Genomic DNA, 12,173 nt, shown 5'->3' with positions numbered 1-12,173 from the left:
CGAACCTCAGAGCTTGATCTCGATGTTGACATCGGCCGGGAGGTCGAGACGCATCAGCGAGTCGACGGCCTTGGGCGTCGGGTCGATGATGTCGATGAGGCGCTTGTGGGTGCGCATCTCGAAGTGCTCGCGGCTGTCCTTGTACTTGTGGGGCGACCGGATGACGCACACGACGTTCTTCTCGGTCGGAAGGGGAACCGGGCCCACCACGGTGGCGCCGGCACGGGTCACGGTGTCGACGATCTTGCGCGCCGACGAGTCCAGCCCGGCGTGGTCGTACGACTTCAGGCGAATGCGGATCTTCTGTCCCGCCATTGTCTGCTCTCTCTCTTTCTCGCGTCTTACCCGACCTGGGGCATTGGACGCACGGTGGTGCTGACGCACCCTGGCACTTCCCCTCGCTTGCGCGAGAGATGCTGCACCGCTGTTCAGCTGTCAAACCGGACGCCATGGCATCCGGCCCGCCCCGCGCACGCACGCGTGCGAATCCCGTGAAGGATGAGGGGTTCGGTGTGGTGTTCTGCTGCCCGCGGCCCAGGACCCTGCGCTCTCGCGCCGCCTGTGCACTGCCCTGACAGTGATCCTGGCGCGCGCACAGCGCACGCCGGAATGTGGAACTGGACTAGTCTACGGACCCCCGGCACGTGTCGCAAACCCGGGCGTGTCGCGTGCGGCCGATGCTCAGGATCGCCACCCGAACGGGCGCGATCGCGGCGGACACCAGCCATAGGATGGTCGCGCCTGGGGGGCACCCGCATCGAGCATCGTACGTCTCCGGCCGGGCAGGAAGGCACGGATGAGTCCTGCTGACGAGGGTTCCGCACCCGCGAGCATCTGCACCGTCGACGCGATGGACGTCGTCGTCGAGGTGCGCAGCGACGCTCCCCTGCCCGATGAGATGCGCACGCGTATCCGCGAGGCCTGGAAGGACTGCCGCGTCAGGTCCGAGGCCGCGAGCGAGCGCCGCGTGCTCGAGCTGCACCCCGACGCGTTCCTCGACCCCGAGGGCGGCCTCTCCAACCTCTCCACCCTCGTCACCCTGGAGGCCCTCGACGCCCTCCGCGGCACACGACTGCTCCTGCACGCGGCCGGGGTGGCCGCCCCGGATGGGCGGACGATCGCACTGGTGGGGCCCTCGGGTCGCGGCAAGACCACGGCATCCCGTCATCTGGGAAAGCACTTCGGCTACGTGAGCGACGAGACCGTCGCCGTCGCCGACGACCTCTCCGTGAGCCCGTACCGCAAACCGCTCTCGGTCGTCACCGAGGGGCTGATCCACAAGGAACAGATCGCGCCGAGCACCGCCGGGCTGCACGGGCTGCCGGATGCCCCGCTGCGGCTCGTCGCGCTCACCCTCATCGATCGTCGGCCGGACTCCACGACGGTCGGCCTCGAGGTCATCGACCTCATCGACGCCGTCTGCGAGATGACCCCGCAGATCAGCTATCTGCCGGAGATGCCCGCCCCCCTGCAGCGGCTGGCGAAGCTGTTCGACGCGATCGGCGCCCCCACCCGTCTGATCTACCGGGATGCCACCGAGCTCCCGGCCCTCGTGCAGCAGATGTTCGATGCTCCGCCGCCGCGCGCCGCGACGTGGACGATTCCCCACCGTGCGGACTCCGCGGGGCCGTGGCGGGCCACCGCCTACGACGATGCGATCCTCGTCGACGGACGGGCGTGCATTCTCCGCGACGGCGTGGTCACCGCTCTCGAGCAGCTGGGCCGCCTCGTCTGGACGATGTGTCTCGCGGGGGCCTCGGAGGAGGCGATCGTCGAGGCGGCCTCGGCGGAGTTCGGCGAGCCGGCGGAGGGGAACGCGTCGGAGACGATCCGGTCGACCCTCGAAGAGCTGCGCACGCGCGGGTTCATCGAGGCGACGCGATGACCCCGCCCTCTCCCCCGGCGCCGCGTCCGCGCGGATGGCGACGGGTGCGTCGATCGCCCGTGACGCACATCATCGCCGCGTTCGTGGTGCTGGCCCTCGTGCAACTGTTCTTGGTCAAGCCGTTCCAGGTGCCCTCGGAGTCGATGTCGCCCACGCTGGAGACCGGCGACCGTATCCTCGCCGACCGCATCTCCCTCGTCGCGTCCGACCCGGCTCAGGGAGACGTCGTGGTCTTCTCCCGCCCCGACACGTGGGCGGGGGATGCCGCGCCGCGCGGAGCGCTGCGCACGGCCGTGGGATGGGTCGGCGACCTCGTCGGCTTCGGCCCGAGCAACCTCGACGCTCTCGTGAAGCGCGTGGTCGGGCCGCCGGGGTCGACGGTGCAGTGCTGCAGCGCCCAGGGACAGGTCGAGGTCGACGGCGTCGCGCTCGATGAGGGGTACGTCCGCAACGATCTGCCGTTCGTGGCCGGGCAACTCGACTGCGACACCGTTCCCGCGTCGGCGCGATGCTTCGGTCCGATCAGCGTGCCGGTGGGCCAGTACCTCGTGATGGGCGACAACCGCGCGAACTCGGCGGATTCGGTCATCGGATGCCGGGGCGCCCCGGCATCCACGGACTGTGCGCGGTTCGTGACGCGCGGTGACGTGATCGGCGAGGTGCGGGCGATCGTGTGGCCCCTCGACCGCGCTTTCGGCCCCCTGGATTGACCTCAAGCCCGCGGGCCGGACTCACGCGGTGAGCGCCCGGTGCCCGCGGCTCACACGACGTCGGCGCCGCCCCGGTGCGGGGACGGCGCCGACGTGAGACGCGATCAGGCGTTGCCGATGTTCTTGTCGACGTTCGCCCGGACCTCGTCGACCTTGGCATGCTGCTCGGCGGGAACGACCTTCTTGATCGCCTCGGCCGCACCGTCGAGGATCTTGTCGCTGACCTCTTCGGCCTTCTCGCTCTTGAGAGCCTCTTCGATCTTGTCGCGGTTCTCGTCGAGCAGCTTCTTGCCCTTGTTGATGATGTCGTCGACGCCCATGGCGTTCCCCCTTCGTCTGTCGATCACCCGGATCGGCCGAGCGATGTGGGTGCCATTCTGACGGGGTGTAGACCTCGATGGAAGGGCGGCTTGCTCCTGCTCTCGGCAACAGAGAATGCCCGACGTCGACGACGCCGGGCATTCTCTGTTGGACGAGTGTTTACGGGGTGCTCGAGACGTTGGTCACGGAGATGCCGTTGTTGACCGCCGTCGCGCTGACCGACACGGCAGCCGACAGCGGAGTGTCCTCGGAGATCTCAGCAGGGTCGAAGGTTCCGGCGTACTTCGCGCGGGGGGCGAAGATGGACACCTGTGCCGGAGATCCGCTGGATCCGGAGACCGTGACGGGCTGACCGGTGAAGTCGACTCGACGGTTGGTTCCGCTGACGGCGGCCACGGTCCAGACGGTGCCGCCGCTGGTGATGGTCTCGCCGACCGTGAACAGGGAGCCGTCTTCCTTGGTGATCTGGCCCGTGATGTTGGTGCCCGTGACGCGGTACGTGGCTTTGAGGTTGCCCGTCGAGTACGACCCGATGACGTTGCTGAGCTGGATACCGGCGTTCTGGAACTGACCCGAGTACGTGCTGTTCGAGTAGTTGGCGACGATGTTGCCTCCGACCAACGCCTGGATGTTCGCGCTGGCCGGGCTGGCGGAGGCCAGCGGCGCGGCGACGGCCACGGCGATGACGGGCGCGGCCCACGCGGCGGTCTTGATGACGGCGCGGCGGCTGACGGAGCCGGTGGCGGTCTCGGAGTTCTCGGTGCTCATGTGCCCCCCTGGGGTGAAGTGGATGCCCTCCCCGGTCGGGTGGGGAAAGGTCGCTACAGGGGTGATCGTGCTGACCCGGACGGGTGACACCCAGGGCGAAGCGGTAAACCCGGCGCGTCAGGTATGAGACATGACGCGTTGCGCGCGAACGACAGAGGCGCGACGCGGTGAACGCACGCGCGTCGGCGACGCCTGGCCCTCTGCGGCGAAGGCGCGGGCGAGAGATGACCCGTTGGCGAGTCCGCACGCGTGGGCGATGCGCTCGACGGACAGCGAGGAGTAGGCGGGGTCCTTCAGCAGGGTCGTCGCGTGGCGTACCCGGGCTGCCCGGATGCTCCGGTCCATCGTCGTCCCCCGGACGGAGAAGTGCCGCTGGAGGGTTCGCAGAGAGATGTTCAGTTCCGCGGCGACAGAGGCTGCGGTCAGCTCGGGATCACCGATCCGTGCGGTGATCACCGACAGCGCCGCGGAGTAGAGGTCCGCCCCCGCCTTCTCGCTCCGCGTGCGCAGAGACGCGACGACGACTCCCACCACCATCTCCTGCAGCAGACGCTCCATGAAGTAAAGCGAGAGTCCGGTCTGCTTGTCCCGCGTCGTCACGCAGGTCCAAGCGAACGTCAGGAAGGGCCAGAACAGCGCCGAATGCGTATCGACGACCTGCGCGAACGGCGCCTCGATCCCGATCCCGTTGAGCACTTGAGCGGGGAGGGTCACGATGAGATGGCACTTCGCCGACGGCAGGATCGCGGTCGCCTCATCCGAGACGAGCAGGGCGGCGCAAGGCCCCTTCTCCGTCACCACTCCCCTGGAGGAGGGGGGTCGTTCGAGGGCGACGATCACCGCCACCTCGCCGGCCGAGGGTGCGGGCGCCGCCACCGTGGGCCGGGCACCCAGCGTCGCACGGATACGGACACTGCCGAATGCGGCCTCGATAGGGGCGTCGACGAGTGCGATGACCATCGATGACACCCCCCGCGCGACACCGGCGCTGCGCGCCCCGCGCGGCTGCCGACGTCGATTCGCACGTCGACGCACGCCCCATCGAAACGGGACGAGCGCAACGACGCCTCAGAGGAATGTCAAGGTCTTGTCAAGATTGCGTAAAGGTGCAGTCGGTTTGCGCAGAGACCGAGGCGGTGCATGTCCATTACGCGCATTCACCGCTCTCGTACGGGTCGGATTCGGCCTGTCGATCGCGATTCGCGCCTGGGGCGCCTCGTGCGAGGGCCGTGAAATGTCAGCTCGAGAAGCCCGCCAGGAACGGATCGCACGAGGAGTCGACCGTCACCGGGGTGTCGTTGGCGGTCGGCGTGTGCCGCAGATCGAGCGGACCGAGCGGGCCACTGGGCAACTGCACGGTGTACGAGACGGTGCGCGTCTCGTTCTGACCGAGCGTGACCATCCGGCTTTCACCGGTGTTGCCGTTCTCATTGCCGCTCCGCGACAGCGACGGGATGTCGCCCTGCCCGGGATCCATCGCCGTGATCGTCGCGCCGGGGGGCGCGAAGAAGAGCGTGTCGAGCATCATCGTGCGCGGCGGCAGGCCGTAAGAGCTGTTGCGGAAGCCCAGCGTGTAGGCGTTCGTGATGTCATCCGTGATGCCGTTGCGCATGTTCATGCTGACGTTCACGGTGCGATCGGCCGCGTTGCACGAGGCGAAGACCTCGGTGGAGAGGTGGTACTCCAGCTTACCGACCGAGAAATCGTTCAGGTAGATGCCCAGCTGCGTCGAGGCGGCGTTATCGGCGCGCAGGCCGCCGTCCAGACCCACCTCGGTCACGAGGGCCTGCGCCTGCTCGTCGGTGAACCAGAGGTTGATGCGCTGCTCCTGCGCGCTGCGGGTGAGCTGATCGAACATCGCGATCGGGTTCCACTGTCCCGCGGCGAGGCGCGAGAAGACGGTCGACGAGACGGCCGCGAAGAACTCGTCGGACGATCGCCCGTTGTCGCCGGCGTCACCGTAGCGCTGGTAGGCGTCGCTGAGCACGAGCTTCACCGCGTTCTCGGAGGTGATCTGCTCACCGGTCGGCAGATCGACGGGCCCGAGCACCTCGAGCATGTGCGACAGCACGACCGGGTCGATCGAGATGACACCGTCGAACTGCGACCCGTCGGTGCGCTTCCAGAGGGATTCGAACAGGCGCGCCGTGGTCGGGAAGTCGGGTGAGAACGTGAAGTCCTGCGAGTACCGCGTGAACGTGTCGGGGTAGAGCGCGAGAGTGCTTTCGGGCAGGTCGAGCGCTGACCGGCCGGCCTGACCCGCGGCGTAGAACGCCATCGAGTCGGACTGCTCCTTGAGCTCGATGCGTCCGTTGTCGACGACCATGACGCTCGATGCGGCGGGGTTTCCTCCCGTGGCGCGGATCTCCGCGTTGTTCTGGAAGACCACCAGGTACGTCTTGGGGCCGTCGGCGCCCGCCGCCGCGAGTAGCGACGGCAGGTACTTCTGCACGAGGGTGAGGGAGGGGGCGGCCTGATCGACGATCTGCGCGACCTGGTCGAGCGGTTCGGTGACGATAGGCAGGAGGTTCGTGCGGTCGATGCCGTCGGTGACCACCTTGGCGTCGGTGAAGGCCGCGGTGATCTCGGGCAGAGCGCCCTCGGCCGCGCGGAACGGCTCGAGGTTGATGCCGCCGCCCTCGACGGCCAGCGACGAGAAGTCCGAGGCCGACAGCAGCGCGACTGTGGGCGGAAGCGCCCGCGCGGTGAGCTCGCGCGTCATGGCGGTGAGGCTCTGCACCGCCTCGGTGTTGTCTTTGACCAGGGGAAGGGAGGATGCCAGGTCCCACAGGGGTCCGGACGAATTGGCGTCCGCCCGATTCGTCTGCTCGAGCACCTCACCCGAAACCTGGTTTAGACCCGCGATGTCACGGTTGGCGACGATCTGCGGGACGAAGGAGAGCTTCGCCTGAGCCCCGAGGAGGTCGGTTCGGACGACACCCGCCTGGTGGGCGAATGCGAGGGCGATGGCTGCCGCGCCGAAGACGGCGAAGCCGAGCGCGCCGAGGGTCCAGCCGGTGATGGCGGCGGCGAGCTTGGTGCGCCGCGAGGGCGTGGGTGCTTCGTCGACGTCGGAGCGACGGGAACGGTCGCGACGCGAGCTCGAGTCCATGGTCACGAGCTGGTCCCCGTACCGTCATCGGTGGCCGGGGGGTCGATGACGATCGGCGGGAGGCCCGGCTCCGTCGTCGGCTGATCCGTCGGGGTGTCGGTGGGCGGATCGGTGGGATCCGTCGAGGGCGTGGAGTCCGACGGCGACGGAGAGGGCGCGGGTGACGGGTTCGTCGCCCCGCCTCCCGTGTTCGATCCACCCGAGCCGGGTTTGCGGCTCGGCTGCTGCGTGGGCGTCCGCTCGCGTTCTGCCTCCTCGAGCGCCAGGACGCGCTGATTCTCGGCGCGCAGGGCGTCCACGGCCGCGGCGTAGACGGGCATCTCTGAAAGCCCGTCTCCACCAGCCTGCTGGGCTGCCGTCACCCGTCCCGCCGCATCGGTGACCGCCGTGCGGAAGCTCTGTGTCGCGGAGTCGTTCTCGACGACCAGCTTGTCGGCCTCGGACTTGATCGCGGATCCGAGCGCCGTGAGCTCCGATTTGAAGGCCGACACCGCCGCGGTGATCTGCGACCGGGCATCGCGTGCGTCGGTAATCAAGGTGGGCAGCGACTCGCGGGCGACACGAACGCCGTCGATTGCCTTGCCGACGTCGGCGAGCGACTTCTCGTCGATCGACGCACGCTGATACTCGGGGATGGAGACGGGCGCGGCCGTGGCAGATGCCTGCAGCAGCGTGCCCCGAGCCGACTCGGCCGCACCCAGGGCAGCTCCGTCGACGCGGCCCTGCAGGGCGACGAGGACCGACTCGCTGGCCTGAGCCAGCGATGCTGCCTCCGTCACCGAAGCGTCGTAGAGGTCCGCCGCGGTCTGCAACACCTTCGTGTCGTTGGCGAGCTCCGCCTCACGCTCACGAAGACTGACCATCGCGTCATCCGCGGGGTTCGCCGTCGCGCGTTGCACAACGGCGAAAGATGCCGTGCCAACGATGGCGAGAACGGCGACCACGGCAGCAGCTACGCTCAGATAGTTGACGGCGCCGGCCTTGCGTCGTCCCCCGAACAGAGGCCTCTTACCGACCTGCGCCAGTTCGGGTGCCTGCCACCCGGCGTCTTCGGCGGATTTTCCGCCGGCGCCGACGAGTGCCGACAATGCCGCGCGAGAGTCAGGAGTGGAGGCGGGGCGGGAACCGCCGACGAGCGCCGAGAGCGCCTTCCGCGAGTCGACTGTCGGCTCCGGCGCCGATCCACCGGTCAGGTCGGCGAGATTCTGCGAGTGTGAGGACGCGGAGGCTGACACGCCCTCTCCGACGAGGGCCCGCAATTGGGTCGATTCCGATGCGACTCGCGCGTCGACCGAGATAACAGCCGAGGCGCCGACCAGGTCACGCAAAGCGGCAACGTCCGTCGGAGCCGGCGCCGCCGACCGTGCCTGGTCATCTGATTCGGTCGAGGATCCGACGAGCTTTTTGAGATCGTTCATGGCGTCTCCCCGGCGCATCTCCGGCGCCGTTCTGCGAATGTCGTAGGGTAGTCGAGGGGGCGCCGAGTACGGCGCGGATTATCTCGGGCAACAATAGCCGGAGAAATCTCGCGGATCAGCCGGGCACCCACTCCAGAGACGACAGGCGAATGGACGAGGCTTGGAACTGCGCGATTATCTCCGGATCCTGCATCGCAATTGGATCCTCATTCTGGCGCTGACAGTTCTCGGCGGCGCTGGGGCCTACGGCTATTCCCTCCTGCAGACGCCGACGTACGAGGCGAGCACCCAGCTGTATGTGTCCGTGCGCTCGGAGAGCTCCGGAGTCAGCGAACTTGCGCAGGGAACCAATTTCGCCCGTCAGGCTGTGGTCAGCTTCGTCGACGTGGTTGACAGCGCACTGGTGCTCGATCGCGTCATCGACGATCTCAACCTGAACGAAAGCGCGCAACAGCTCGCAAAGACCATCGACGCCTCTTCGCCGACGAATTCGGTGATCATCTCCATCAAGGCCTCCAATCCGAACGCCGAGATGGCTGCCTCCATAGCCAATTCCGTGGGCACGAATTTCGCCAACGTCGTCGTCAATCAGCTCGAGAAGCCGGATGGCAACGCGGCGAGTCTCGTAAAGGTCGAGACGATCGAACCGGCGCTGGTGCCGACCTCTCCTGCGGCGCCCCACACCGCGGTCAACATCGTTCTCGGCATCATTCTCGGCCTCGGCCTCGGCCTCGGGTTCGCCGTTCTGCGATCAATCCTTGACACGCGGATCCACTCACTGCACGACATTGAGGCAGCGACGGAGTCGCCCGTGCTCGGCGGAATCGCATTGGATCCCGACGCCAAGAAACGCCCGCTCATCGTGCACGCCGATCCACGCAACCCCCGCGCCGAATCATTCCGCAGCCTGCGAACGAACCTGCAGTTCATCGACGTCGATGGCGCGTCGCGCTCGTTCGTCGTCTCCAGCGCCGGACCCGGCGAGGGAAAGTCGACCACTACCGCTAATCTCGCAATCGCTTTGGCCGAGACGGGCGCCCGGGTGGCACTCGTTGACGGAGACCTTCGCCTGCCGCGCGTTGCGGACTACATGGGCATCGAGGGAGGCGTCGGCCTGACCGACGTGCTGATCGGCCGCGCGGAACTCGTCGACGTGCTGCAGCCTTGGGGCACGGGCAGACTCTTCGTCCTCCCCTCCGGTCGGACGCCCCCCAACCCATCGGAACTCCTCGGCAGCCAGGCGATGCAGCGCACTTTGGAGGCGCTCGCGGAGGCATTCGACTATGTGCTCGTCGATGCCCCACCCCTGCTTCTCGTGACGGACGCAGCCGTCGTGTCACGCTTCACCAGCGGCGTGCTGATGGTGGCGGCATCCGGAACGACCAAGAAGCCGCAATTGACCGCTGCGGTCGAGAAGCTCAACGCGATCGGCAGCCGCCTGTTCGGTGTGATTGTGACGATGCTGCCGGCAAAGGGTCCTGACAGCTACGGATACGGCGCTTACTCGTACAGCGTCCAGGAGGAGTCGGTATCCCCTTCCGGGCGGGGCGAGCGTCGCGCCCGGCGGTCGAAGACGGAAGAGACGTGACTTTCTCGATCCTGTCCGTCTGCACGGGAAACATTTGTCGATCCCCCGTGGCGGAACTCCTCCTCGCATCCGCACTCGAGCCGTTCCCGGAAGTGGTCGTCGCCAGCGCAGGGACGGGAGCGTTGGTGGGCGGCGGCGTCCCCGAACCCGCGCAGAGACTCGCGGCCAGCGTCGGAATCGATGCATCAGCACACCGGGCTCGCCAGTTCGACCCAGCAATGCTGCGCGAAGCTGATCTGATCGTCGCGATGGCAAGGGAACATCGAAGAATCGCCGTGGAATCTTTCCCGGGCGCGATGCGGCGTTCGTTTACTCTGCGCGAACTCGCCCGCATTGCCGACGTCGTCGAGCCCTCCCTGCCCGACGCGATCCGCAATGCCGGGGCGACGAGTCCATCCGACGGCATGCGCGCTGCGGTTGCGCTCGCATCCGCTTTGCGAGGCACCGTTTCCCCGCCAACAAGTCCCGACGAGTTCGACATCGTCGACCCCTATCGGCGGTCCGAGGAGACCTACCAGCGCTCCTTCAACGAGTTGGTACCCGCCGCGGGGCGGGTGGCGTCCTTTCTTGCGACGGCGGCGCGAATGGCCGCCTCTTCCTGAACGGAACCAAATCCCTACGTTCGCCTTCGCGGTGAGTGGATGGGCGCGGAGACAATCGCCCAGATTTCCCGCCTGTATTCATCGGCTCTGAATTGCCGCAGAGCGTCCCGTGCCGGGCAACCGGGTCGCTCCGATGAGATTAGGGTCCGAGCGTGGACAATGAATCGCTATCGCCGAGCCGGCGTGACCTGATCCTGATGACAGGAGTCGCCACGGCGGGAGCCGTCGCAGCCACCCGCGGTTCGTGGCGGTCCGAGTCGACGCCGTCCGCGCACTCGAACATCTTGATCAATGTGCGCGATCATGGGGCCCGAGGCGACGGCTCGGCGGACGACTCGTCCGCCGTGCGAGACGCTATGAAGGTCGCGCAGTCCAAAGGCCAACCCGCGACGATTTACTTCCCACGAGGAACCTACCGAGTGAAGGCAGGAACACTGACGGTTCCGGCCGGCCATCCCATGATCATCCGCGGCGACGGTCCGCGATCATCGCAGATCTCGTTGTCGGCCTCGGAGACCAGCACCGACGCGTTGATCTCCCTCGATGCGACCTTCGCTGCGGTCGAAGATCTGCAACTGGACGGGGGAGGCTCCGCCGCAGGCAACGATCTTCTCGTCCTGAATGCGGGATACAACCGCGTCAGCAACTGCAACATCGGTCGCGCACCGGGCACGGGGCTGGCCATTGGAAAGAAGGGTCGCTCGCTAGCCCACATGCTCGAGAACCTCATCATCAGAGACTCCGTGTCGTACGGCATCCGCGTTCACGGCCCGGCAGGGAAGGACGAAACGGGGTCAACGGACGGGCTGTGGTCGAACGTGGACGTAGGCCGCTCTGGGCTGTCTGGAGTCTTCCTCCAGTCGTCCTCTCAAAACATGTCGAATGTGCACGTGTGGCAGTCGGGAACACGTGCGGGAGACGACGGAGACCAGCACGGCTTCCGGGTCACCTCGCGAACACACATCTTCAGCGGGTGCCAGGCCGAGAAGAACCTGGGCGACGGGTTCCACTTCGAGTCCGGCGGCGGCGATGGGACCGTGATCAGCGGGTGCCGCATTTGGGAGAACGGGGGCGCCGGGCTGATCGGCGAAGGCACCCGCCACCTCACTGTGGTGGGATCGACCTTCACGCGCAACGGCCGCAACAACGTGGGCGACGCGGCATCCGATGACGCCGTCTCAGCGGCGGCCATCCACAACGACGGCGGTGACGCCTGGACGATCACGGGATGTAGCGCCTGGGACGACACCAACGAACTCTCCGCCGTGTGGGTACCCGAGAACTCGACCACGCCCGAGATTCCCCGCCGCGGCGAGACCATGAGTCAGACGTACGCGTATGTCGAAACAGGGTCGCGAGGTCGATCGAGCATCACCGGGGCGATGTTCCGCGCTGAAGAGCATCTCAGCGGCAGCTCCATCAAGACGGAGTCGGCGCTCCTGCGCGTGTCCAACAGCGACCTCGGCGATGATGACGTTCCCGTCGTGCCGGCCGCCGCTACGATCACTCTTCCCCCGTGGGGCGACGTCATTCGTGTCTCCGGACATGTGAAGGTGACGAAGATTTCGGACAGCCGCCCGGGCCGTTCCGTCACGCTGATGTTCGACAGCGCCAGCGCGGGGGGCATCTCCGACGGCGCGGACATCCAGATTCGGGGCGCATTCCTACCGAACGCCGGAGGCAGCATCAGCCTGATATTCCTCGGCGAGAAATGGCGAGAGCAGGCTCGGTCGGCGTGAGCAGATTGCGACGGCGAAATTAGTCTGGAA

General features: G+C 67.2%; 11 protein-coding genes. 5 read left to right on the top strand and 6 right to left on the bottom strand.

Features of this window, described 5'->3' with window-relative positions:
* Nucleotides 1–6: 6 nt before the first annotated feature.
* Nucleotides 7–315 carry a 30S ribosomal protein S10 gene (gene rpsJ / locus Q0818_RS02755; RefSeq protein WP_013584016.1) on the bottom strand — a complete coding sequence of 103 codons (309 nt, stop codon included), beginning with the start codon at nt 313–315 and terminating at the stop codon, nt 7–9.
* Between the two features lie 481 nt (nt 316–796).
* On the opposite strand from rpsJ, the gene Q0818_RS02750 reads away from it, so the two are divergent.
* Complete coding sequence (locus tag Q0818_RS02750) at nt 797–1,885, top strand: PqqD family peptide modification chaperone (RefSeq protein WP_298871098.1); 1,089 nt, start codon at nt 797–799, stop codon at nt 1,883–1,885.
* A gap of 59 nt (nt 1,886–1,944) precedes the next feature.
* Nucleotides 1,945–2,595 (top strand): signal peptidase I, encoded by a 651-nt coding sequence (gene lepB, locus Q0818_RS02745; RefSeq protein WP_298871095.1) that lies wholly within the window; start codon nt 1,945–1,947, stop codon nt 2,593–2,595.
* A gap of 104 nt (nt 2,596–2,699) precedes the next feature.
* On the opposite strand, the gene Q0818_RS02740 is transcribed toward lepB, so the two are convergent.
* The 5 genes from Q0818_RS02740 to Q0818_RS02720 form a co-directional block, all read right to left on the bottom strand.
* Nucleotides 2,700–2,915 (bottom strand): hypothetical protein, encoded by a 216-nt coding sequence (locus tag Q0818_RS02740; protein ID WP_298871093.1) that lies wholly within the window; start codon nt 2,913–2,915, stop codon nt 2,700–2,702.
* 160 nt (nt 2,916–3,075) lie between these two features.
* Nucleotides 3,076–3,684, bottom strand: coding sequence for a hypothetical protein (locus Q0818_RS02735; protein ID WP_298871091.1), 609 nt, complete (start codon nt 3,682–3,684; stop codon nt 3,076–3,078).
* Between the two features lie 117 nt (nt 3,685–3,801).
* The gene (locus Q0818_RS02730; RefSeq protein ID WP_298871087.1) at nt 3,802–4,644 is read right to left on the bottom strand and encodes a helix-turn-helix domain-containing protein; all 843 of its coding nucleotides are present in this window, start codon (nt 4,642–4,644) and stop codon (nt 3,802–3,804) included.
* 277 nt (nt 4,645–4,921) lie between these two features.
* Nucleotides 4,922–6,796 carry a DUF4012 domain-containing protein gene (locus tag Q0818_RS02725; RefSeq protein WP_298871689.1) on the bottom strand — a complete coding sequence of 625 codons (1,875 nt, stop codon included), beginning with the start codon at nt 6,794–6,796 and terminating at the stop codon, nt 4,922–4,924.
* Nucleotides 6,797–6,798: 2 nt separating this feature from the next.
* A complete protein-coding gene (locus Q0818_RS02720; protein ID WP_298871084.1) occupies nt 6,799–7,884 on the bottom strand; it encodes a hypothetical protein in 1,086 nt (361 codons plus the stop codon).
* A 490-nt stretch (nt 7,885–8,374) separates the two neighbouring features.
* On the opposite strand from Q0818_RS02720, the gene Q0818_RS02715 reads away from it, so the two are divergent.
* The 3 genes from Q0818_RS02715 to Q0818_RS02705 all read left to right on the top strand — a co-directional run bounded on the left by Q0818_RS02715 (nt 8,375) and on the right by Q0818_RS02705 (nt 12,143).
* Nucleotides 8,375–9,802 carry a polysaccharide biosynthesis tyrosine autokinase gene (locus Q0818_RS02715; protein WP_298871082.1) on the top strand — a complete coding sequence of 476 codons (1,428 nt, stop codon included), beginning with the start codon at nt 8,375–8,377 and terminating at the stop codon, nt 9,800–9,802.
* Nucleotides 9,799–10,404 carry a low molecular weight phosphatase family protein gene (locus tag Q0818_RS02710; RefSeq protein ID WP_298871079.1) on the top strand — a complete coding sequence of 202 codons (606 nt, stop codon included), beginning with the start codon at nt 9,799–9,801 and terminating at the stop codon, nt 10,402–10,404. Before Q0818_RS02715 ends, Q0818_RS02710 begins: the two co-directional genes overlap by 4 nt.
* Nucleotides 10,405–10,556: 152 nt before the next feature.
* Nucleotides 10,557–12,143 (top strand): right-handed parallel beta-helix repeat-containing protein, encoded by a 1,587-nt coding sequence (locus tag Q0818_RS02705; RefSeq protein ID WP_298871076.1) that lies wholly within the window; start codon nt 10,557–10,559, stop codon nt 12,141–12,143.
* The last annotated feature ends 30 nt before the right edge of the window (nt 12,144–12,173 follow it).

Source organism: uncultured Microbacterium sp. (genome assembly GCF_947489255.1).
GTDB lineage: Bacteria > Actinomycetota > Actinomycetes > Actinomycetales > Microbacteriaceae > Microbacterium > Microbacterium phycohabitans.
This window is presented reverse-complemented; position numbering and strand designations above follow the sequence as displayed.

What these genes read in the sequence shown, in the direction of transcription:
- Q0818_RS02730 (WP_298871087.1), bottom strand. Translation starts at nt 4,644, where the DNA reads ATGGTCATCGCACTCGTCGACGCCCCTATCGAGGCCGCATTCGGCAGT.
- Q0818_RS02735 (WP_298871091.1), bottom strand. Translation starts at nt 3,684, where the DNA reads ATGAGCACCGAGAACTCCGAGACCGCCACCGGCTCCGTCAGCCGCCGC.
- Q0818_RS02725 (WP_298871689.1), bottom strand. Translation starts at nt 6,796, where the DNA reads ATGGACTCGAGCTCGCGTCGCGACCGTTCCCGTCGCTCCGACGTCGAC.
- rpsJ (WP_013584016.1), bottom strand. Translation starts at nt 315, where the DNA reads ATGGCGGGACAGAAGATCCGCATTCGCCTGAAGTCGTACGACCACGCC.
- Q0818_RS02750 (WP_298871098.1), top strand. Translation starts at nt 797, where the DNA reads ATGAGTCCTGCTGACGAGGGTTCCGCACCCGCGAGCATCTGCACCGTC.
- Q0818_RS02740 (WP_298871093.1), bottom strand. Translation starts at nt 2,915, where the DNA reads ATGGGCGTCGACGACATCATCAACAAGGGCAAGAAGCTGCTCGACGAG.